At 52.4% G+C, this 21,876-nt stretch carries 18 protein-coding genes; 1 reads left to right on the forward strand and 17 read right to left on the reverse strand.

Annotated elements, in window-relative coordinates; translation table 11 throughout:
* Window positions 1–12 precede the first annotated feature (12 nt).
* The 6 genes from OCV63_RS06070 to OCV63_RS06095 form a co-directional block, all read right to left on the reverse strand.
* Complete coding sequence (locus OCV63_RS06070; protein WP_158362774.1) at window positions 13–687, reverse strand: DUF4956 domain-containing protein; 675 nt, start codon at window positions 685–687, stop codon at window positions 13–15.
* A gap of 88 nt (window positions 688–775) precedes the next feature.
* The gene (locus OCV63_RS06075; RefSeq protein WP_158362776.1) at window positions 776–1,471 is read right to left on the reverse strand and encodes a polyphosphate polymerase domain-containing protein; all 696 of its coding nucleotides are present in this window, start codon (window positions 1,469–1,471) and stop codon (window positions 776–778) included.
* 19 nt (window positions 1,472–1,490) lie between these two features.
* Window positions 1,491–3,131: a CotH kinase family protein gene (locus tag OCV63_RS06080; RefSeq protein WP_262670667.1), complete on the reverse strand. Its 1,641-nt coding sequence runs from the start codon at window positions 3,129–3,131 to the stop codon at window positions 1,491–1,493.
* Window positions 3,132–3,223: 92 nt separating this feature from the next.
* On the reverse strand, window positions 3,224–3,652 hold the full coding sequence (locus tag OCV63_RS06085) for a GtrA family protein (RefSeq protein ID WP_158362780.1): 429 nt from the start codon (window positions 3,650–3,652) through the stop codon (window positions 3,224–3,226).
* Window positions 3,653–3,680: 28 nt separating this feature from the next.
* On the reverse strand, window positions 3,681–5,147 hold the full coding sequence (locus OCV63_RS06090) for an Ig-like domain-containing protein (protein ID WP_158362782.1): 1,467 nt from the start codon (window positions 5,145–5,147) through the stop codon (window positions 3,681–3,683).
* A gap of 9 nt (window positions 5,148–5,156) precedes the next feature.
* Complete coding sequence (locus tag OCV63_RS06095; protein WP_158362784.1) at window positions 5,157–6,980, reverse strand: LTA synthase family protein; 1,824 nt, start codon at window positions 6,978–6,980, stop codon at window positions 5,157–5,159.
* 130 nt (window positions 6,981–7,110) lie between these two features.
* Between OCV63_RS06095 and OCV63_RS06100 the strand changes: the two genes are divergently transcribed.
* A complete protein-coding gene (locus OCV63_RS06100) occupies window positions 7,111–8,064 on the forward strand; it encodes a glycosyltransferase family 2 protein (RefSeq protein ID WP_158362786.1) in 954 nt (317 codons plus the stop codon).
* On the opposite strand, the gene OCV63_RS06105 is transcribed toward OCV63_RS06100, so the two are convergent.
* The 11 genes from OCV63_RS06105 to OCV63_RS06155 form a co-directional block, all read right to left on the reverse strand.
* On the reverse strand, window positions 8,029–8,352 hold the full coding sequence (locus OCV63_RS06105) for an EamA family transporter (protein ID WP_262670668.1): 324 nt from the start codon (window positions 8,350–8,352) through the stop codon (window positions 8,029–8,031). The genes OCV63_RS06100 and OCV63_RS06105 overlap by 36 nt on opposite strands.
* 4 nt (window positions 8,353–8,356) lie before the next feature.
* Entirely contained in the window at window positions 8,357–8,704 is a 348-nt protein-coding gene (locus OCV63_RS06110; protein WP_158362790.1) for an EamA family transporter, read from the reverse strand.
* Complete coding sequence (locus OCV63_RS06115) at window positions 8,701–9,849, reverse strand: ATP-grasp domain-containing protein (protein ID WP_158362792.1); 1,149 nt, start codon at window positions 9,847–9,849, stop codon at window positions 8,701–8,703. The genes OCV63_RS06110 and OCV63_RS06115 overlap by 4 nt, the downstream gene beginning before the upstream one ends.
* A complete protein-coding gene (rffA, locus tag OCV63_RS06120; protein WP_158362794.1) occupies window positions 9,839–10,969 on the reverse strand; it encodes a dTDP-4-amino-4,6-dideoxygalactose transaminase in 1,131 nt (376 codons plus the stop codon). The genes OCV63_RS06115 and rffA overlap by 11 nt, the downstream gene beginning before the upstream one ends.
* Entirely contained in the window at window positions 10,966–12,660 is a 1,695-nt protein-coding gene (locus OCV63_RS06125) for a hypothetical protein (RefSeq protein ID WP_158362796.1), read from the reverse strand. Before OCV63_RS06125 ends, rffA begins: the two co-directional genes overlap by 4 nt.
* Window positions 12,661–12,663: 3 nt before the next feature.
* Window positions 12,664–14,475: a hypothetical protein gene (locus tag OCV63_RS06130; RefSeq protein WP_158362798.1), complete on the reverse strand. Its 1,812-nt coding sequence runs from the start codon at window positions 14,473–14,475 to the stop codon at window positions 12,664–12,666.
* A 5-nt stretch (window positions 14,476–14,480) separates the two neighbouring features.
* Window positions 14,481–16,208: a hypothetical protein gene (locus tag OCV63_RS06135; RefSeq protein WP_158362799.1), complete on the reverse strand. Its 1,728-nt coding sequence runs from the start codon at window positions 16,206–16,208 to the stop codon at window positions 14,481–14,483.
* Window positions 16,205–17,164, reverse strand: coding sequence for a glycosyltransferase family 2 protein (locus tag OCV63_RS06140; protein WP_158362801.1), 960 nt, complete (start codon window positions 17,162–17,164; stop codon window positions 16,205–16,207). The genes OCV63_RS06135 and OCV63_RS06140 overlap by 4 nt, the downstream gene beginning before the upstream one ends.
* A 27-nt stretch (window positions 17,165–17,191) precedes the next feature.
* Complete coding sequence (locus tag OCV63_RS06145) at window positions 17,192–19,063, reverse strand: DUF6020 family protein (protein ID WP_158362803.1); 1,872 nt, start codon at window positions 19,061–19,063, stop codon at window positions 17,192–17,194.
* Between the two features lie 16 nt (window positions 19,064–19,079).
* Window positions 19,080–21,038: a glycosyltransferase family 2 protein gene (locus OCV63_RS06150; RefSeq protein WP_158362805.1), complete on the reverse strand. Its 1,959-nt coding sequence runs from the start codon at window positions 21,036–21,038 to the stop codon at window positions 19,080–19,082.
* An 84-nt stretch (window positions 21,039–21,122) separates the two neighbouring features.
* Window positions 21,123–21,869, reverse strand: a complete 747-nt coding sequence (locus tag OCV63_RS06155; RefSeq protein WP_158362807.1) for an ABC transporter ATP-binding protein — start codon at window positions 21,867–21,869, stop codon at window positions 21,123–21,125.
* Window positions 21,870–21,876: the final 7 nt, after the last annotated feature.

A 21,876-nucleotide genomic window follows, 5' to 3' on the forward strand; every position in this document is an offset into this window, starting at 1 on the left:
AAATGCTATTTCCTAGAAAGTCACTTCACCGTCATGGGCAATCAGGGATGCGGAAAGCACGGTATCCACTGCGGACACTTCCTTCACGAAAGCGCTCTCCTCTTTTACGCGCACCTCCACGACCATATCCAGTGTGCCCGCTGTCAGGTTTCTGGACTTCACTTTATAATAGTTGCTGTATTTCTTCACGATATCCAGAACTGCGTCCTCTTTGTCCACATCGGTCACATTGACCACCAGCATCATGGGCGCTCTGGACGCCGGCAGGTTCTCCAGCACCAGAATCAGAATCGTCACCACCAGACAGGTCAGGAGCGCTACCTCATAGAGACCTGCGCCGCAGATGATACCGATACTGATGGACCAGAACAGGAACACCAGATCCATCGGATCCTTGATAGCGGTACGGAAACGCACGATGGACAGCGCGCCGACCATACCAAGGGAAATGACCAGATTGGACTGCATGGCCAGAATGATGGCCGCCGTGATCACGGACATGGCCGCCAGAGATACATTGAAGCCCTTGGAATAAAAGGACTTTCTCGTCATCAGACGGTAAATCAGAAATACATAGCAGGCCAGAATACAGGTTACCGCGAAGGTGGCCATGATTCGTCCTGCGGAAATATCCATACTGGTAAATCCTTCCAGAAATGATTTTTTAAACACATCTTTAAATCCCATTTTGTTATATCCTCCATCTCATAAGCTTAAAATATGTATGAATACACGCTGCTCTCCCGCAACCGTTATTCTCGTTTTTAAGTATCTCTCAGTCCGGGATTCCCGTAAAGGAATACCGTCTGCAGAGATAATATTTGGAAAATGCGGTCTGTCTTAAGCGTTCAAGCTGCAGATTCCGGTAGATATAATCCGGAAGGAACTCATCGTACTTGACCTCCAGAATCTGCTTTCCTTTTTCCATGATGGGCCGCATGGGCACCTGCTTCTCCAGGAAGCGGCTGCAATAATTGGAAGAACGGATATTCAGATCCATGGTAATACGGGTATTACCCAGGGGATCCACAAAGGGAACTCGGTCATACTCCACGATAACGGCAGGGCGCAGCAGTCTGGTCCGCATCTGCAGGTTCAGCTTCTGCAGAACCGGCGGATAGGACGAATCCGGTGGAAGGGGTCTGCCGACCATCAGGCTCCGGCACTGCTCCTCGGTCAGGCGGCAGGACAGCTTCTGGGTCATACCGTGTTCCTTCCGCTTCAGCTCCAGGTTGATGCGCGCCGCGCTCTCATTATAGATTCGGATGCGGAACTTCTCTCTGGGATCGGTTCCGATCTCATTTTCCTTATAGCAGCTGTTATAATAATCATCAAAATACAGGCTGCGGATGTGATACATACCGTCCGCTCCCGCATGCGCGTCCGGCCGGACGAGTCCCTTAATCCGATTCTCCAGAAGGGCCAGCTCCGCCGCCGTCACCACGTATTTCAGCTCATGCCGATAATCCATCTTTTCTCCTCCGGGACCTCTATTCGTAGCCCAGCCCCATGTATTCTTTCAGATTGCCGTCAAAATAATAGTCCAGAATGCCAAAGCGATAGAAAGCCAGTCTCCGGAACAGGCTGTAATCCTGATCGCCATTGCTGTCCGGCCACCGCTCTTCATTCCGGGCCAGCGCGCCGGAATCCTGTATCTGATGCAGCAGCCCGTCAATCTCACGGTTCAGGCTCTCCTCCGAAAAAATTCCCTGCCGGAGCTCCTGCCAGGTATCCCGCACATAATCCCGGGAACCGTCCACGTCAAGCTCCACCAGACGGTCTCCGAACGCCCAGTTGATCCGCTCGGAATAAAGCCCTGTAAAAAGCCCCACATTCCAGAGTGTATCTCCCTCACCCTCGCTCAGGGCGTCTCCCCAGGTCAGATCCATATCCCAGGGGGCAAAATACATCTTCGTACCGCTGCCAGTCCTTTTTGCCACATAATACATGTTTTTCCCGCGGTTGTCAATTCCTGACACCGCCTGCAGGAAAATCCATACATTCAGCGCGCCCTCCCGATCTGTGAGGGCCGAAGCCCGTTCCCGGAACTCCTCGTCCGAAGACAGATCCCGGAGCGCCAGATAATTCAGCAGGGGCTCCCAGCTGCTGCGATCCACATAGGTATGCTTTCCCTTCAGCTCGTAGCCGTCCAGCTCCAGGCCATATTCGCTCTGCGTCAGAAGCTCCGAAGTGTCCAGGCTCTGGGATGTAATGGACTTATAGGAAAACTCCTCTTCTCCCGAAGCTTCCTTTTTCCGGTTCAGTTGCCTGGAATCCACCGGCTCGGCCAGCAGATAGAGTCCCCAGTACTCGTGATTGAAAAAGACCTCCACATAGGTCATCCGGGTACCGAAATTCGCCTTCGGAAAATCCGGGCGTTCCGCTCCAAACTGATTCCACAGATCCGCACACAGCTTATCCCGAATCTTCGAGGAATCGGTGTACATGGCGTTCAGAATCCACTCGTCGTCCTTTCGGAGGCCGAACAGGGATTTCTTATCGGATACGATGGCCCCGGTGCTGTTCTGCTTTTTCAGGGTCAGCCGATATCCTTTTTTGGGATAAATCCGGCTGGTATTGCCGCGGATATGGGCCTCCAGGATACTGGAGGACGTCCAGTTCACCTTGGTGGAATTATCCCAGAAATAAGCACTGCCGCCGAACACCTCCGTGTCGGCATCTTCCGCCGTCTCGATGGAAATCACCGGCAGACCCGTGAGCACCAGATCACACTCCTGGTATTCGTTCCCCTTTACCGCATAGAAATGAAATTTTTTTCCTGTCCGGATAGCCTCCTGCTTATCCGAATCTGTCAGCTTCTCCTCAAAGAGAAGCTCCGTATCCCCGGCAAGCGCCGAGATCTCCCCGCTTTCCCAGGCTTCCGTTTCCATATTCAGGGGCAGATAAAAGGTGGATGTGGTCTCATCGTAGGGCAGCTTCTCCCCGGAAAAAACCAGATCCGTAAAGAAAGGCTCCGTCGCCTCGCTGTGGGTCTCCTTCATGGCCGCCAGTTCTTCCGCGTCCGCCTTTTTCTGAAAGATCAGCTCTCCAAAGCAGTTCCAGAGCAGCATGGCCCCCAGGCAGACTGCCAGCAATATGCAGTTCAGTATCAGTGCTCTCTGCTTTTTCAAGCCATTTCTCCTTATCATACCGTGCCGAAAAGGACGATTCAATACCCAATTTCGTCCTTTCGTTTATTATTTCCACCTGTTTCGGCCTGTTGCTAATGTTTCTCAATAAAAATCTTACGGGTAATGAAGTTGTAAACCATCACCACCGCTGTGGCAAAGATCTTGACGATCATATACGCGTACCGGGAGAGGGATGCCAGTTTTGCGTTCTGCTCCATCAGTCCCGCCAGCCAGGAGGTTCCGCCCCACATCATCAGCTGATTGATGCCCAGGCCGATGAGGCTCAGGATGACGAACAGGGTAAACTGAGCCGCCTTATTGGCCTCTTTGTCCGCGTCGAACACTACGGTGACGCTCAGGATATAGTTGACCACCGTAGAAATGGTGTAGGAGCAGCCGCTGGAAATCAGGGAGGGCACTCCGGCCAGCTCGGTCAGGCCTACCATAATAAAATAATCAATAAAGAAGCACAGAAAACCCACGGCTCCGAACTTGATAATCTGTCCAATCAGTTTCTTCATAATAAATCGTTCTCCATTTTTCTCTGTATTATTCCTGAAGCAGCTCCTCCGGGTCGCCGGGATTCAGGAAGTCTGTATAGAAACCGTAGATTCCCCGGTTGGCCGCCTTGTACACCTGCTCTCTGGTATCCAGCACGTGGACAAACAGGTCCAGGTGGTTGGCGTCCGCCAGATCGATGAAATAATCATTGGTCATGCACCAGGCCGGTACGGTAAAGGCTCCGAAGCCCATCTGGTCGGAATACTCCGCCGCCTCAATCTCCGCGCCGGGAGTTTCCGGCAGCTGATAAGTGGTGAAGAGCCAGTGCTTTACCGGGTAAATCGCATTGATTTTATCATAATCCGGGATATTATACAACTGCACAATCAGGTGATCCAGCAGTTTTTCCTGGCCCATCTCCCTGGCCAGGGCCACCAGCTTCTCCATAACCTCATAGAGATTGGTGTTCTCATCCTGCTTCACATCGGTGACAAAGTAGAGCTCCGGATGCCCGCTCCAGACCTCCAGAAGCTTCCGTCCGGTCAGGGGTGTCAGCTTGCCGAAATACTTTTCCTTCTCGAAGGTGGCCAGATCCGGCACCGTGCCGTCATAGGATACGTCGAAATCATCTGAATACCAGGTATGGCGGCAGACCACCTCGCCGTCGGAGGTCAGGCTCAGATCCACCTCCAGTGTCCGGAAGCCCTCGGAAATGGATTCCTCCAGGGCGTCCAGGGTATTGGTGTAGGTATACTCGCCCGCATTTCCCAGGGCATGGGCAATCAGGCAGCTCTCCTCGTACCACTGGATCTCATGATCCGCCAGCTTGTCGTGATCGGTGCTGCGGCACACATTGACCAGAAAATCACCCAGGATTTCCTCCTGCCCCTCCTCGGTATAGGGGCCTACCCAGGTCACGGTAATCTCGGAGATTCCGCCCTTATGGGCTTCGATGACGCCGTCCTCGGTGACTGTCACAATCTCCGGGTTACTGCTTGTATATGTGATATTCTCCACCAGGCCGTTCAGCGGATCCGGCAGGGTCTCAAAGGACAGCTGATCGCCGGTGTGCAGCAGATGGTAATATTCATTGGAAGGAATTTCCTCCGGGAACGCAATCTGCATGCTCAGAGCCTTCTGAATGACTGTAACCTTCACCTGGGCCTTCACAAAGGGATTGCCCTTGGCTTTGGCCGTGATGACCACCGTACCCGGATTCTTTCCGGTAACCACGCCGTCCTCCGATACCTCAGCCACCTCAGGATCTGAGGATTTCCAGCTGATTTTTGAGGATGCCAGGGAATTGCCGCGCTCCACCTTCGCGGAAAGCGTCTCCTCCACATGGTCCGTGTAGCGCACCAGGGTATAGCCCTCCTCCGGCACGCCGGAAAGGGTCACGCTCTTGATGGAGAATACAAAGATGCTGCAAAACAGCAGAATCGCCGCCACCGGCACCAGGATGATCAGCGCGATCCGTAAATAATGGGACATCTCCTTCTGATTTTTTTTGCTCATACTTCCTCCTTAGGGCGTAAGGGTAAACAGACGATCCACCCGATTGTTTCTGTCCGCCACCGCGTTATATTCCAGGATCTGATAACGGCGCATCAGCTCCGGTTTTTCCACATTTTTACTCCACGGTACATACGTGCCGTCCGCCAGATAATAACCGTTCTTGCCGAAAACCGGAATCCCTTCCCGGGCCTCCAGCAGCAGCCGGTCGTAATCGGTGAGCTCAAGGTTCGCCAGATTCAGAATCTCCGCCCCCAGATAGTTGGAGCTGATCCGGTCGAGCTCCGGCTTTTCCATCTCATAGTTGGTCCAGATGATAAGCGGCGTCACATACTGCTTATCCGCCTCCTCCGGCGTCAGCTCCTTCATGGATTTCCCGTAGAGCTTCTCATAAAATTCCGTCTCGACGGAAGCCTGATGATCGCCGAACATGACGATCATGGTGGGCTCCTCCACCTGGGAGAAATAGTCAATCAGATATTCGAAGGCCTCGTCGGATTTCTTCATCAGGGACAGATAGCGGTTGGCCTGCGGGTATCCCGCCACATCCCCGGTGGCCTCAATCTCCTCCTGAAATTCCGGGAAGCTCTCCTCATAACCGCCGTGGTTCTGCATGGTCACATTGAAGATAAACAGCTTTTCTCCCGGCGTCTTTTCCTCATACCGGGATATAAGCCTGTCATAGTTTCCTTTATCGCTGACATAATTCCGCAGCTTTTCCACATCGCCGTAGTGCGACTGGGAAATGAACTCGTCGAAGCCCATGTCCTCATAGACCGTCTTCCGGTTCCAGTTGGCGGAGCTGTTGGGATGCATGGCCACCGTGGTGTAGCCCTGGGCCTTCAGGGTCGTCGCCATGCCGTATTCCGCCGGCTTACAGTAGGCCTGGTAGGCGCTGATGACATAGGGAAGAAAGGTAATGCTGTGACCGGTCAGGGTCTCGTACTCCGTATTGCTGGTACCACCGCCAAAGACCTGTACATAGAGATGACTCTTGATCGTGTTCTCCTCCAGACTGCTGATGAAGGGAAAGAATTCTTCGTTGGTGGTAAAATCCCGGATCACCCGCATATCGGAGAGACTCTCGTTCATAATCACGATCAGATTCTCCGGCGTAGTCTCAGACACCGGCGTGCTCTCGAAGACAGCTTCTTCCCCGGCCTCCGTCGCCGCCTCCACCGAGTAGCCCTCGGGCTTCTCAAAGACCATGGATTTGATCAGGATCGCCGTGGAAGTGGCGTAGCCGAAATCCTGATAGCTGCCCTCCAGACTCCACCAGAAGATGTCGTCGTCGATATCCGCCAGCGGAAGCTTCACATCATATTGATAGAAGGCAATCAGCCAGGCCGCCGCCAGAACCGCGTAGCTGCCCGCGAATATGCCCCTTTTCTTCAAATTCATTTTTTCCACGTCCGTGTGCCACAACAGGAACAGTACCAGAAGCAAAAGCACTGCGCCCAGAACCACCGGACGGGAAAGGGTAATATGGTAATTGGAGACTACGGCTGCCGCGGTCCGCCAGGCCGTCAGATCCTGGGGCAGAAGCAGAGGGCTTCCCTTGAACTGCAATACATAATAGTCCACAGCCGCCAGAATATAGAGCACGAGCGTCGTTCCCATCATGGCCGCCCGGAACCGGTTCACCACCAGGTAGACCAGACCGTAAATCAGATAATAGAAAGCCAGATTGATGAGCATTCTGGCAAAGGTAATAGACATAAGGTTGCCCGTGGTAGTCTCAAAGATCACATATCCCAGCACCGGCATCAGGGCTCCTAAGGCACGGCCATGGGGAATCGTAAAATTTCCTTTTTCTTTTCTGGTTTCTCTGTTCATAAAAACATCCTTCTTTTTGCTCTGTCTCTGCAACTGTTTCAGTATAGCCTCTCCCGCCCCGATTGACAAGAGTTCTCCCAGAAGCTATACTTAAAATTATCAAATTTTAAGGAAACAGGAAGCATTCTATATGGAAAAATTATCCTTTGTAATTCCCTGCTACGGCTCGGAAACTACCATTGAAATCGTGGTAAATGAAATTCGCGATACCCTCCGGCAGCGCCCGGAGTATGACTATGAAATCATCCTCGTCAACGACTGCTCCCCGGACAACGTCTTCTCCCGGATCCGGGCTCTGGCCCTCTCCGATCCCCATATTACCGGCATTGACCTGGCGAAAAACTTCGGCCAGCATGCGGCCCTGATGGCCGGATACCGGCAGTGTACCGGAGATCTCATCATTTCCCTGGACGACGACGGACAGACACCCGCCTGCGAGCTCTTCACCCTGGTGGACAAGATGAAGGAGGGCTGGGATGTGGTCTACGCCTCCTACGCCCACAAGATGCACAGCGGTTTCCGCAATTTCGGCACCTGGATGAATGAGCGGATGACTGAAAGCCTGATTGGAAAGCCCAAAGGTCTCCGGGTCACCAGCTATTTCATCATGCGCCGCTTTATCGCTGACGAGATTCTCCGCTATGAAAACGCCTATCCCTACATCGAGGGCCTGATATTCCGGGCCACCCGGAATATTGCCAATGTGCCTGTGACCCATCACGAGCGCATGGTGGGCGAATCCGGCTATACCTTCGGAAAGCTCCTGGGGCTCTGGTTCAACGGCTTTACCGCCTTTTCCGTAAAACCCCTGCGCGTGGCCACCTTCTGTGGTATGGCCTGCGCCTGCGTCGGCTTCCTCTACGGAATCTACGTGGTCATCCGGAAGCTGGTAGATGCCTCCATCGAGATGGGCTGGAGCTCCATCATCGCCTCCATCTTTTTCCTGGGAGGCCTGATTCTGATTATGCTGGGACTGATTGGCGAATACATCGGCCGCATCTACATCAGCATCAACAACGCGCCCCAGTATACCATCCGTCAGATCGTATCAGCTGTAGAACACGAAGATTCCAAGCAAAATTAACACATTTCCAAGCAATTTCTTTTTCGTAATCTTCTCGCCGAAGACCAGGCGGCTCAGGATCATCACCAGAACGAAGCCCAGGGACTCGATGACGGCTCCGTTCTTGTACTCCAGACCTGCATAGCCGCCCACGGTCAGAAGCGTGGAGAGTACCATCATGCCGTAGCCTGCGATCACGTAGGGATTCAAGTATTCCCTTATGACAGAGCTATAGGTCTTGGCCGCGCTCTTTTTCAGTAAAATCTGGGAAAGGGACGCCACTACCACCGACGCCACCAATAAAAGCATATATTTATTCACCATCGCTGTTCACTATCATTGTTCCCGCGAAAACAATGAGTACTCCTATGATATTTTTTACGGTCAGGGCCTCGTGAAAGAAAATCACGGTCCACACCAGGGACCAGAGGATGGCCATGGAGCGGTTGGCGTAGGCCACCGACAGGTCACAGCGCTTGATGATCTGCTGCCAGGCTATGGCATAGAAACCCAGGATCAGGATTTCCACGCCGTAATAGACGATGAAGGGCAGGCTTAAAAAAGCCTGGCCCGAAGCCATTTTCGCCGCCACGCTGGACAGGGTGTAAAGCATCACTACCAGCTGCAGGGCCAGAATGAGTTTCGGTGAAATCTTTTTCATATGGTTACATACTCCTTTGCTTCTGTAAGGCTCTCAAAAGCCATGATAAAATAGCCAAATCGCGTGGAGCTGTCTGTAACGGCGCCTTCCCGCACTTCTTCCAGCTCGCTGATAAAATGTATCTTTTGTGGAATCTCCCGCTGGAACTGCTCCAGCAGTTCCAAATCCTTTTTTGTGAAAATAAAATGAATGTACGCGGTCTTCGGCTCCCGTAGCTTTTCAAAGGACGGTTCGTGTCCGGTCGCCACGTCGATGACCATCCGCACGAAATCATAGCCGGTAGACAGTTCCACCAGGTCAGAACCGATGCAGTCTCCACCCATACGGGCTCCGATTTCGATAATGCGCACCTGCTCTCCTTCCAGCTTGAATTCTGTGTGGGAGGCTCCGTTCTCCACCTTCAGGGCGTCCAGGCCCGCAAAGACTGCCCTTTGGATGGCCTCTCTCTGGCCTTCTGTCAGCGGCGCAGGCTCCAGATGTCCGGTCTCAATGAAATGGGGCTCGCCTGTGGTATATTTCTTCGTCACTGCCAGGAAATGATGCTCTCCCCGATAGGAAATGCATTCGCAGCTATATTCAGGGCCTGTCAGATATTCTTCCACAATGGCCTTCTTTTCGAAGGAATTATCCACAGAGTCCTTCAGCGCAAGCTTCAGTTGTCCCCATTCTTCCACCTTGGTTATCCCCCTGCTGCCGGAACGATCGGTGGGTTTTACGATAACTGGAAGTTTTAACTCTTTCAGATCTTCCGCCGTGGTGTCCGCATCCGCCTCAAAAAAGCCCGGTACCGGAACACCCGCTGCCCGAAAGGCCTTCCGCATGGCGTATTTATTCGTGGAGATCTCCGTACATTCCATACTGTTGCAGGGCAGTCCCAGCTTCCCGGCCACATAATTGACCGTCAGCATGGCCAGATCGGATCCGATGGAAATCACCGCGTCCGGCCTGAGCTCCTTACATTTTTCCAGAATGGCGTCCCGCTCCACGATGCTGATGGGATAAAAATAATCCGCCGTCCGCTCTCCGATTGCCCCGTCCTGCCAGGCAAACACATGGGTCTCATAGCCCAGTGCCCTGGCTTTCAGAATCAGCGGGTTCTGGAAGCTGTTGGCGCCGATGATCACAATTTTCTTCTTATTTTCCATAAAATTCTCTTACCTTTCCCGCAATGTACTGTACCTGTTCTTCTTTCAATCCATAGTACATCGGAAGGCGTAAAAGTCTCTCGCTTTCTTTTGTGGTATAGCGATCTTCTCCGTTGAAACGACCAAATTTCTGACCTGCCGGTGCCGTGTGAAGCGGGATATAGTGAAATACAGTCTGAATTCCCTGTTCTTTCAGGAACGCGATCAATCTGGTACGCTCTTCCAGATCGGCAGCCTTAATCCAGAACATATGGGCATTGTGCTCACACCCATCCGGTACAAAAGGTAATTCAATACAGCCTGCATCTGCCAGCGTGGAAAGCATTTCATAATACCGGTTCCAGGATCCCATGCGGTCTGCATTGATGAGCTCTGCTGCCTCCAGCTGGGCCCACAGATAGGCCGCGTTCATGTCACTGGGCAGATAAGAGCTTCCATAATTCACCCAGGTATATTTGTCAATCTGTCCCCGGAAAAATTTGGAACGGTTCGTTCCCTTTTCCCGAAGGATCTCCGCATTCTCGATCTGCTTCGGATCCCGAATCAGCAACGCGCCACCCTCTCCCATGGAGAAATTCTTAGTCTCATGGAAGCTGTAACAGCCGTAATCGCCGATGGTACCGAGCGCCCGTCCCTTATACCAGGCGCAAACGCCCTGAGCGGCGTCCTCCACGACAGCCAGATGATACTTTTTCGCAATGGCCATAATCGTGTCCATCTCGCAGGAGACGCCCGCGTAATGCACCGGAACGATAGCCTTTGTCTTCTCTGTAATCGCCGCCTCGATCAGCTTTTCATCCATATTCATGGTATCCGGACGGACGTCCACAAAGACCGGCGTCGCGCCCCGGAGCACAAAGGCGTCCGCTGTGGACACGAAGGTATAGGCCGGCATAATGACCTCGTCGCCAGGTTGGATATCAAGGAGCAAGGCCGCCATCTCGGTGGCATGGGTACAGGAGGTGGTCAGAAGAGCCTTCGGCGTCCCGGTTTTCTCCTCGATCCATGCGCTGCATTTCTTCGTAAACATACCATCGCCGCAGATATGCTCCGCTGAAATGGCCTCTCTGATATAGTCAAATTCTTTTCCCGTAAAGGGCGCTACGTTAAATCCTATCATACTGTTTCTCCTCCTATAATTTTAAATACAGGTACTTCTGTACTGAAAACCGGCGCACAGTCTTTCTGTTCCCACATAATATCATGATACTTTTCTTCGTAATGTGCTTCTATTTTTGAAGACGGTGCTACTAATATTACATATACATTCTCATTTTCTATGATTGCTTCATCCGCACTGCATTCTATACCGTTTTGCCTCAATTCCTCTTCATAGATTGGCGACAGCGCAAGCCAGCCTCCCATTTCAAATCCGTTTGCTTTGCTGTTCTTTCTTTGCAAATGGAAGATATCCGAATATCCACTTACAAACCATTCAGCAATAAAATATACATTTTCCTCATGTTCCTGATAAAAATCCTGTAAAATTTCATATTCCCGATTATACTGATACATTTTCTGCTGCTTTTGCTTAATTGAGAACAGTCGAGCTCCGAAAAGCAATATCAAAGCTCCCGTAATATAACTGAGCCGTACTTTATTTTTCCGCCAATCCAGAGACTCGGTTCCAAGTTCTTCCTGATAAAGAAGCGCCGCCGCCGAACCTAGCTCTATCAGGAACAGTGCTGTCCCGACACGTGTAGGAAATCGTCCCTGAAGCCCCAAATAGGAAATCAATCCACCTTCGCACAAAAGGAATCCCAGATTCGTCAAAAATTCCTTTTTCTTTTTCCGCTTCAGGCTCAAAAAAATATTGAACCCTATTACAAATTTTGTCAATCCATTCAGCAACAGATTTTCCGGATCCAGTTCACCCTTAAGTGCCGCCTTGATTCCTGCTTTAATCCGTTTTCCCAACGAATTTTCCGCAAAATACTGTTCCTTTGCGTACCCTGCTATCTGATGCATTTTCCCTGTTTCCAAATCATTCACAAAGCAAAGATTGTAACGCTTCAGATTTTCCACATCATATTCTTTCAGCCCTATTTTCTCATAAAATTCCCTGTTTTCCTCATAAGCCGGTACTCCATAATAATCATATACCATAGAGCGTTCATCATTATAGCTCAAGTAGGCCTGCCACTCCTCGCTTCCATAAGCTTCCTTCTCAAACACCATAATCCCCAATAAACCGACCATGGCTATCAGAGCCGTTATTACCTTTCTTTTTATCGAATCTGCCTTTGCCAGAAATATTAATCCACCAAATGGGACTGCCATAAACAGCACATCTGAACGAACACAAAATGACAACCAAAGTAATATCAGAACGCTTCCTGTCCGTCCATAGAAATTATTTTCCTCCCGTCCCGCTGTACCATAAAGAAATATAGCCGTCCCTGCCAGAATGGCTGCCGTTACTGTAAACTGAAAATTCAGCATATGTTCCAAAAGGATCCCTGTAATTCCAATCACATACCACCCAATTATGTACCAGGGCTTTTTACCCTTTTGTATACACCAGCTATTCCAACGTTCCAGTAAAATTCCACAACATAATACCATCATCCCCAGAAACACGCATCCGTACCAGTCTATTCCTTCAAAACAGCGGTACAATCCGGTCAATACCCATCCAAAGGCCGCCTTTATAAAAATCAAATGATAATCTGGTGTTCCTGTTAATGAGCCCGACGCAATATCCCGCATCGCTACATCATCGTTGATTGCATAAGTTATTGGAATCACTTGCATTATAATCAAAAGATATAGCATGCACACACACCACACAATTGCAGTCTGCTTTTTCATTCACTACTCCTCCACTACCAAATCATACACCTCAAAGCTCTGCTCACCATAGCTTAAGGTATCCACCAATTCTCTTCCTTTGTAGGCGTCCCCGTAGACGCCCTCAAAATACCGGTCCATATACCGCAGATTCACATTTTCCAGGGAAATCACGTAGACATTGTCCTGTTCCGCCATGTCCCGCTTCGGGTCGGTGATGCCGAGCTTCGCGCATTTCTCATTTTCCAGGGGCGAGAAGGTGTGCCAGCCGCCCACGGACAGGAGATTGCTGAAGGCGAAATCCCGTTTGATGGTGAAATTGTCCGTATAGGTCTCGATGGAAAAAGTGGTCATAAAGTATACGTTGTCCGGGTGCTCCGCCATGTAGCGGTTCACATCCAGGAATTCCAGGTTATAATCCCGGCGGCCTGTGTTGTAGTCCCTCACATTCCGCCAGGTGTTTGTGGCCGTCAGAGTCAGGACGCATAAAATCCCAAAGGTCAGCAGGATGGTGCCGGGACGGATGGTTCCCGCGTTGTCCGGCTGCCGCTTTGTCCCGTCGTCGGTCTCGCCCAGTGCCAGAATCCGGTACCAGATGGCCAGGAACAGAAAAATCGCCATCAGGTACAGCACGAAGCCCACCCGCTCCAGCAACCGATCCCGGTAACCCAGATAGCCCCAGTAACCGAACCAGAGCGCCAGAAAGCCAAGCCCCAGGCCCAGCTCCCGCCGGTTCTTCATGGCCGCGACCGCCAGAACCAGCGCAATGACTGCCAGGGCAATCAGGTTCGCCGGATGATAGGTGTCCTTCGTAAAATGCTGATAAATCTCTGTATAGGCTGTGCTGAGACGCTCCTTCAGCGGATGCTCCGCCGTGTATACCTCTTTCTCATGCTGCGCCAGCGCCGCCATTTTGTCCGGGTACAGGCCGTCCGCCAGATACAGGGAATAGCGCTGCAGATTCTCCGCCTCCTCGGGCGTAATGTTCAATTCCTCATAGACAGCCGGATCCGTCTCATAATTCTGAAGCCCATAGTAATCCATAATGGCTTCCCGATCCGTATTGTACTTCCGGAAGGTCTTCCACTCCGGGGAACGGTAGGCGAAAGCCTCCACGCCCAGAATCACCACCACGCCCGCGGCCAGGGCCACCGGCACGAAAAGGTGAGTCAACCGGAACGGCAGCGTGACTTTTCCACATTGCCATTTCTCTTTCGCGGCATATTTCCACAGAAAACAGAGGGCCGCCGCCGGGACTGTGATCAAAAAGACGTCGTCCCGGATGAGAAGGGACGCCAGAATCAGAAATACCGCAATTCCTTCCTCCAGATAAATCTGCCACTTTGGGCCGCTGCCCGCCGTGTAGAACAAAAAAATGCCAGCCGCGCCTGCGATGCCGGCCGCCGTGGTCCACTGAAAGGCCGATACATGCTGGGTTCCCAGAGCCGTCATCAGAAGCAGGACTGCCGTCGTATATATGATTTTCCAGAGAATCCCTTTTTCTGCCACAAGACCGCGATACAGGCACAGAGCAAAGGACAGCAGCACTACCCCAATCAGGGTCAGGCCGTACCAGTCCAATCCAGGGGCCAGCCGATAGAGACCGCTGATCCACAGGCCCAGCAGATACTTCATATGCAGCAGATGGGCATCCGGAGAACCGGTAATCACACCTGCGGCCACATTCCGCATGGCCACATCGTCGTTGATGTCATAGATAAAAGGAACCGTCTTATATACAAAAAAGAACCAGAGACAGGTCAGCACACAGGCCGCCAGCATAGCGCCGAAGACCTCAAGCCCCCTGTTCTTCTCTCCCTTTGTCCTTGTACTCATCTGTCTCACTCCTGTACCTGATAAAAATAATACATTCTTCCGTCTATCTCCCGGGACTCCTCCTCTGTAAGCTCCGCTTCCGGCCGCTTCCAGGCCAGCCAGGAGGCGAAAAATCCCGGTTCTTCCACATCACGCACCACCAGGTACGCGTTTTGCTCCGTCAATAAGGTCTGCTCCACCGAATCAATGCCCAGAGCTGCAAAGCGCTCCTGATCCAGCGGCGAATCCGTATACCAGTCTCCCAGGGTCAGGCAGCGGTTCAGGCTGAAATTGCCATTCACCGTCACACGGGCTCCGCCCACCGGCTCCGCCATATAGGTCTCAATAAAATACAGATGATCTGTATCCTCCTTGCAGGCATTCTTGAAGGTCTGGAAGCTGCCGTCCATGGCCAGCTTCTCCTGATTGCCGGCTTTTGCGCCCTGCCACTGAAACAGTACCGTGCCCAGGGACAACAGACAGAGTAATCCGACTGCAGGCCGAAGCCATGCGCATCGATCCTCCTCTTTTTCACAGAAGCAGGTAAAGAGACCGCCGCAGGCCCCCAGCATCACCAGATGGAGGGAGAATGCCACCCGCTCGGGCAGGCGTCCCACATACCCCAGGGCCAGCCACAGGAGACCATGGGCGCAGAGATAAAGCAGCACCGGGAGAAACAGCCGCTTTTCCCGTTTCCACAGAAGCAGGGCTGCCAGCGCCAGGAATATGACTGCAGACAGGCTGGCTGTAAAATATTCCGGAGACAAAAACTGCTCCGCCGCCAGCTTCACTGCCGCTTTCACCTTCGCCATCATGCCCGGCTCCGCGCCTGCCTGACGCTGCGCCTCGGCGCTTAAGCTTTCCATCAGTCCTGCGTCCATGCCGTCCACCAGATACAGGGCGTAATGGCGCAGAGCCCGTACCTCCTCGCTGCTGATGTTCCTCTCCTCAAAGAACTCCGGATTCCCCTCATAGGTGGGGACGCCCGCATAATCGTATACTTCCGAGCGGGCATTCTGAAACCGCTGAAACTCCGCCCAGTCTGCTCCCCGGTAGGCCAGCTTCTCCGTCAGGAACAAAAGACCGATTCCGGAAAATACCAGGATGGGCAATGCCAGCTCCCGGCGATTAATTTCCCATTTTTTTACATTTTCATTTTTCCGGAAGGTTTTCCAGAGGAAGGCCAGGCCGAAGCCGGGCAATACCATAAAAAATACATCCGAACGGATCCCGTAGGTCAGGATCAGCAGCAGCCAAATCCAGACGCCGTCTGCCACAGTCGTTTTCCCGCGTCCAGCCGACACATAAAGGTACAGGGCCGCCGCTCCCAGGGACGCTGCGCTGATGGTCCACTCGAACTGGGCCGCGTGAGCAACAAGCGCCGTCAGGGTCACGCCCATGGCTCCGACACTGTAGACGCATTTCCACCGAAGACTCTTCTCCGCTGCCAGACCGCGGTACAGGATCGCCGCCAGGCTGAGGAACAGGGCTCCGGCCATGAAAAAGCCGTACCAGTCCACGCTCCTGTTAATCAGGTACAGACGGCTTATCAGCCAGCCCAGCGCATACTGCACGAAAATCAGGTGGCCGTCTGGCATGCCCGTAAAGGCGCCGGAAGCAATATCCCGCATAATCACATCGTCGGCAATGGCGTAGACAAAGCCCATGGTCTGATATACAGCCAGGCCGAAGATAAACGCAAGAAGAACAGACGCCGCCGCAGCTGCGCCTGTTCTTTTCCGGTTCTCTCTCATTGTTCCTGCTCCTTTTCATCTTTTTGCAGGTTCTTATAGGCTTCGTGGGCCGCGATCAGCTGCATCTCGAAGTCCTGTTTATTTTTCTGTTCCATACTCTGCAGAACCAGCCCGGCAAACAGAGACTGCAGGGCCGCGATCAGCACAAAGCCGCAGACAATCAGGGTCGGAAAGCGGGGCACCAGTCCGGTGGCCCAGTATTCGGTCAGAATCGGGATCAGGAAGGCCACGCCCAGCGCCGTCAGAATCTCTGCCAGCAGGGAAAAGAAACCCAGAGGCTTGTAATTCTTATAGAGACTCAAAATCCGGGTCAGCACCTTGAAGCCATCGCTATAGGTATTCAGCTTGGATACGCTGCCCGCCGGGCGATCCCGGTAATCGATGATCACATGATCCACCTGCATGTGCTTATCTGCCGCATGGATGCTCATCTCGGTCTCGATCTCAAATCCGTGGGACAGCACCGGAAAGGTCTTCACAAACTGATAGCTGAAGGCCCGGTAACCGGTCATGATATCCTGGATGTTCGTGTCAAAAAAGCGGTTGATACAGTTCTTCACGAAGGAATTGCCGAAATTGTGAAAGGGACGCTTATTTTCCGTATAATAGGTGGAAGAAAGCCGGTCGCCGACCACCATGTCAGACTGTCCCTCCAGGACCTTCCGCACCATCTCCGGGGCCGCCTCAGCCGGGTAGGTGTCGTCGCCGTCCACCATCACATAAACTTCCGCGTCTATCTCCCGGAACATCCGGCGGATGACATTGCCCTTGCCCTGCTGGTATTCGTGGCGCACGATAGCCCCTACCTCCCTGGCCAGGTCGCCCGTTCCGTCGGTGGAATTGTTGTCATAGACATAGACGGCGGCCTCCGGCAGGGCCTTCCGAAAATCCTCCACCACTTTTTTTACTGTTTTACTTTCGTTATAGCAGGGAATCAGTACCGCTACTTTATCCATAATGACGTGTCCTCCGTCTCCTCTATATTAATCTTCTCCCTTTTTTTCCTTGTATACACGCCAGATCAGATAGATCATCAATGGCATGCAGGCGATAAACGGATAATGATACCGCATTTTCACCACAGGACCCAGAAGGTTTGTCAGGAAATACCCGGTAAAGGGAGCCATCACAATGAGCCGCCGCCACTGCCTCGCATAGAATAAAAGCAGCATGGTGAACAGCCACAGCCAGGTGTAGACGCCCAGGTTAAATGTTGCGGCAATGACCGGAACTTTCTGGAAAGAAGCTTCATTTCCGATTTTTCTATAAAATTCTGACAGAGCCGGAATCCTGGATTCCATAGTCACATCCACGTCTTCCCGGAACTCCTTGCAGTAATATTCAAAATAATCTCTTCCGGACGGATTGTCCTCGATGGTATCACCCGGATACCAGTAGCCGAAGCTTCCTGCCAGGAACGAATCGATATACATCTTCTTGTGGGTCATTCCCACGCTGATCCAGGTCTTTAGAAACGGCACCGGATTTTCCGCAAATTCAGAGCCGTGGAAATAGGCCTTCACCGGGTCGGCAAAACGTGACATATAGGTGTTCAGGCCCTCCTCGTCGATCATGGCGAGAATCCCCTCTCTCTGCTCCTCCGTCAGGCCCTGATAATCCAGATTGTATACACGGGCCGCCGACTGCATCAGCACGCTGCACATCTCCCTGGCGTCTCCGGGCTCGATGCCTAAGGCGCTGTAGACCGGTCCCGTGTAAATGCCGTAAAGGCCCAGGCAAATCACACAGAGCAGCAGCATTTTTTTCCAATATCTGCGGTACGCCCACAGCAGGAAGGGAATGCAGAACAAAAAGGTATGCAGACCGTTATTACGGAACGCATACAGGAAAAATACGTTGACGCAGAACAAAAGCTGTCTGCGCCGGGAAGCGAAGAACACCTCCGGGTACTCTGCCATTCGAAGCAGCTGTACCACAAAAACCGCGAAAACTGCGGTAAAAATCGAATCCTTGGTGGCGCACAGGGCCATCAGGCTGTTTACCGGGTGAAAGCCCAGAAAAATAAGTGCCCCCATCCACAGCCATTTCGGCGCTTTCTTCTGCCGCAGGTACAGGCAGACGTCCGCGTATAAGGCGGACATGATCACCATCTGAAGCAGGGAGTAAAGCAGTGCTCCGGTCTGGTTGGAACCGGTCAGCGCACGGCCAATCTGTCTCGTAATCCACAGCATCGCCGTATGGAGTATCGGGTGATGGGCTGTCCATGCGTGATCGGCCACCGCCGCCAGCTGCCAGCCGCAGTCATAGGAAAAGATACCCGGCCAGGAGGCCAGAAGCACCGGAACCCAGGACAGAAACAGAACCGCGAAGCAGAACCAGTAGAACTTTCGTACCGGGAAGCTGTAGGCGATGAAATAGGCCGTCGGACCGTCCGCCTGGCTGATATGCGCGTCTGCCAATTTATCGGCCTCCTGCGCTGCCGCCGAACCTGCCTCTGATTTTTCCGCTGCACCTGCTTCTTTTCCCGGCAGCCCCGCCAGCATCCGTAAGCTTGCGCTCACGCAAATCGTGAAAAACGGGGCTAGGCAGAGAAAAGCCGGAAGCACCTGCGGATTCCACACAGTATCCGTATAATTCAACGAGAAACCCCAGCTCATCAGCGCCGCGAACAGCATTCCGTCTGCCGCGCCGTAAACCAGCAGCCTGCCGTTAACCGGTTTTTTCAGAAACTGCGCGCCCACGTAAGCGAACGCGCCGAACATCAGCACTACTGTCACACTGTTGGACAGCATGGTATTCTCTGCGCGGATTCCGTACAGTAGATTGATCCCGCACACGGCCAGAAAAGCCGCAAGCACCGCTATGCTGTTTCGTGTGATCTGCTTTTTGTTCAAGTTTCTCTCCTGTTTCTTATTTAATCGTATAGTCGGAGTAATCCAGTGAGAAGTTCGGGTTGAAATAAGGATCCCCCGCATCCAGATCCGCCTTCCACTTCTTACGGAACAGGTCTACCTCCTGCTGGAAGCGCTTCTGTTTCTCGCCCTCCTCCATACCGCGGGTCTTGGACTCGTAGTGATAGAGCTCCGCAAAGGGCGTAAATACATTCAGATATCCCGCATGACGGAGCTTCAGGCAGAAGTCCACGTCATTGAAAGCCACCCGGAACTCCTCGTCCAGGCCGCCCACCTCGTCATACTGGGCGCGGCTGACCAGAAGACACGCGCCGGTCACTGCCGTCACATCCTGAGCGTAGCACAGGCGTCCCATATAGCCCAGATGCATCTTATCATCCTTGTAATGGGTGTGGCCCGCCGCCCGGTGAGCGCCGAGGCCGATGACGATGCCCGCATGCTGAATGGTATTGTCCGCATAGTAAAGCTTACCGCCGACTGCAGCCACATCCGGCCGCTGGGCGTACATCAGAAGCTCCTCTATCCAGTCTCTGGTGATGACCTTCATATCATTGTTCAGGAGCAACACATACTTGCCGTTGGTAAAGCTTACGCCGAAGTTATTGATTTTCGCGTAGTTGAACTCGCCCTCGTACTTGACGATCCGGATTTTCGGATTATGCTCCAGGGCCTTATAGTAATCAAAGATCTCTTTTGTCTCGCTGTTATTCTCCACAATGACAATCTCGTAATTCTCATAAGTGGACTTATTTACGATGGACTCCACGCAGCGGGACAGATCTTCCATATGATCCTTGTTGGGAATCACAATGGAGATAAGAGGCCGCTCCAGAAGCGGATAGCGGATCCGGAAAATGGTCGGGAACGCCCGGGTGCTCTCCACCTTGACGTCCATGCCATATACATCCTTAATGTGGTCGTGTACCGCGCGCTTGGCAGCGTCCACCGCATAGGTTTTCGCGTTGATGTCCTGGGCCACGCTGGCCTTATGGGAACGCCAGTAATACAGGGCCTTCGGTACATGGTATACCAGCTTTGCTTTTGCGGTCAGACGGAGAATCATGTCATGATCCTGGCTTCCGTCATACTGGCTCCGGAATACGCCTGTCTCGTCCAGCAGGTGCTTTGAAAATGCAGAGAAATGGCAGATATAGTTATTGCCCCGCAGATTATCCACGGCGAAATCCGGCTTAAAATGCAGCACGATCATATGATCGATGCTGTCGCCCTCAAAGGTGATCTCGTCGCAGTAGATATAATCCGCGCCTTTCTCGTTGATAACCTTCGCGTACTCATACAGCACCGCCGGATGGAGAATATCGTCGTGATCCAGCAGGGCGATATAATCGCCGGTAGCCATCTTCAGACATTCGTTGGTGTTGCCGGAGATTCCCTCGTTATGCTCCAGCACCTGATATTTGATACGGGCATCGCTTTCCGCGTATCTTCTGCAGATCTCTCCCACGTAAGCGTGCTCGCTGTCGCTGCCGTCCGCCAGGCACAACTCCCAGTTCTGATAGGTCTGGGCCTGTACGCAGTCCAGAAGCTCTGTCAGGAACTTCTCCGGCGTATTGTAAAGGGGCGTCAGAATGCTGAACTTCACCATATTGGGAAATACGGTCTCCCGCTGGGCCTTTGCTTCCTCCGGACCTGGGAAGCTGGCAGTGCCGTGGCGCTTCATATTCTTGCGCTCCTGCAGCTTGCTTCTTACCTTCCGCATAATCCCGGGGATAGAACCGTAACGAGTCAGACGATCCCTTGTCTTTTCATAGAAATGCAGTCCCTTCCGGAGAGGAATCGCCAGTTTCCAGGCAAAGCTTCCCTTGATGCGATCCAGCTTGAAATTCAGCTCCTCGATCTCCTTCTCGGACTCTTCGATTTTGCTTACGAGAACCTCGGTTTTTTCCCGCTCTGCCTCGTAAAGCTTTTTATAATCCATCTGTTCCTGATTATCCATAGTTTGCTTCATAACTCCCCTGTATTACTATTCACTTCGTTCACAGTAACCTATTCTCTGTGAACATCCTATTTATGAATACGGTTATTCCTTTGCGTTGGGATCCTCGTAGGCGTCGCAGACCTCCTCCGCCTCGCCGATCATCCGCACGTGTCCCCGGTCAATCCAGATGGCCTTATTGCAGATTTCTTTGACCTGCTCGATACTGTGGGACACAAAAAGGACCGTGGTATTGCGATCCATCATTTCCCGGATACGCTTTTTACATTTATTCTGGAACTGATAGTCGCCGACGGACAGAATCTCGTCGATGATCAGGATATCCGCATCCACGATGGTGGCGATGGAGAAGCCCAGACGGGCCAGCATACCGGATGAAAAGTTCTTGATGGGTACGTCCACGAAGCGCTCCAGTCCTGCGAACGAGATAATATCGTCGAACCGCTCCTCCAGCATTTCCTGGGAATAACCGATGAGCGCGCCGTTCAGGAAGATATTTTCCCGGGCGGTCAGATCGTGGTCGAAGCCGGCTCCCAGCTCAATCATCGGCGCAATGGTTCCGGTGGTTTCCACCGTTCCCTTGGTGGGCTTTAAGACGCCTGCGATGATTTTCAGCATGGTACTCTTACCGGAACCGTTCATTCCGATCAGTCCCACAGAATCGCCTTTCCGAATCTCGAAGCTCACGTCATTCAGCGCCCAGAACTCCTCATAAAAGAGCTGGCGCTTCAGCACCTTGATCACGTATTCCTTGATGCTGTCCACCTTTTCTCTGGAGAGGTTGAAGCACATGGACACGTCTTTGACTTCTATGGCATTTTCTAACTTCATACTGCTC

It is taken from the genome of Laedolimicola ammoniilytica, assembly GCF_025567165.1.
In the GTDB taxonomy this organism is placed as follows: Bacteria; Bacillota; Clostridia; order Lachnospirales; family Lachnospiraceae; genus Laedolimicola; species Laedolimicola ammoniilytica.

Coding starts and splice junctions, on each gene's coding strand:
- OCV63_RS06070 (WP_158362774.1), bottom strand. CDS start 687: ATGGGATTTAAAGATGTGTTTAAAAAATCATTTCTGGAAGGATTTACC.
- OCV63_RS06075 (WP_158362776.1), bottom strand. CDS start 1,471: ATGGATTATCGGCATGAGCTGAAATACGTGGTGACGGCGGCGGAGCTG.
- OCV63_RS06085 (WP_158362780.1), bottom strand. CDS start 3,652: ATGAAGAAACTGATTGGACAGATTATCAAGTTCGGAGCCGTGGGTTTT.
- OCV63_RS06090 (WP_158362782.1), bottom strand. CDS start 5,147: ATGAGCAAAAAAAATCAGAAGGAGATGTCCCATTATTTACGGATCGCG.
- OCV63_RS06095 (WP_158362784.1), bottom strand. CDS start 6,980: ATGAACAGAGAAACCAGAAAAGAAAAAGGAAATTTTACGATTCCCCAT.
- OCV63_RS06100 (WP_158362786.1), top strand. CDS start 7,111: ATGGAAAAATTATCCTTTGTAATTCCCTGCTACGGCTCGGAAACTACC.
- OCV63_RS06105 (WP_262670668.1), bottom strand. CDS start 8,352: ATGCTTTTATTGGTGGCGTCGGTGGTAGTGGCGTCCCTTTCCCAGATT.
- OCV63_RS06110 (WP_158362790.1), bottom strand. CDS start 8,704: ATGAAAAAGATTTCACCGAAACTCATTCTGGCCCTGCAGCTGGTAGTG.
- OCV63_RS06115 (WP_158362792.1), bottom strand. CDS start 9,849: ATGGAAAATAAGAAGAAAATTGTGATCATCGGCGCCAACAGCTTCCAG.
- rffA (WP_158362794.1), bottom strand. CDS start 10,969: ATGATAGGATTTAACGTAGCGCCCTTTACGGGAAAAGAATTTGACTAT.
- OCV63_RS06125 (WP_158362796.1), bottom strand. CDS start 12,660: ATGAAAAAGCAGACTGCAATTGTGTGGTGTGTGTGCATGCTATATCTT.
- OCV63_RS06130 (WP_158362798.1), bottom strand. CDS start 14,475: ATGAGTACAAGGACAAAGGGAGAGAAGAACAGGGGGCTTGAGGTCTTC.
- OCV63_RS06135 (WP_158362799.1), bottom strand. CDS start 16,208: ATGAGAGAGAACCGGAAAAGAACAGGCGCAGCTGCGGCGGCGTCTGTT.
- OCV63_RS06140 (WP_158362801.1), bottom strand. CDS start 17,164: ATGGATAAAGTAGCGGTACTGATTCCCTGCTATAACGAAAGTAAAACA.
- OCV63_RS06150 (WP_158362805.1), bottom strand. CDS start 21,038: ATGGATAATCAGGAACAGATGGATTATAAAAAGCTTTACGAGGCAGAG.
- OCV63_RS06155 (WP_158362807.1), bottom strand. CDS start 21,869: ATGAAGTTAGAAAATGCCATAGAAGTCAAAGACGTGTCCATGTGCTTC.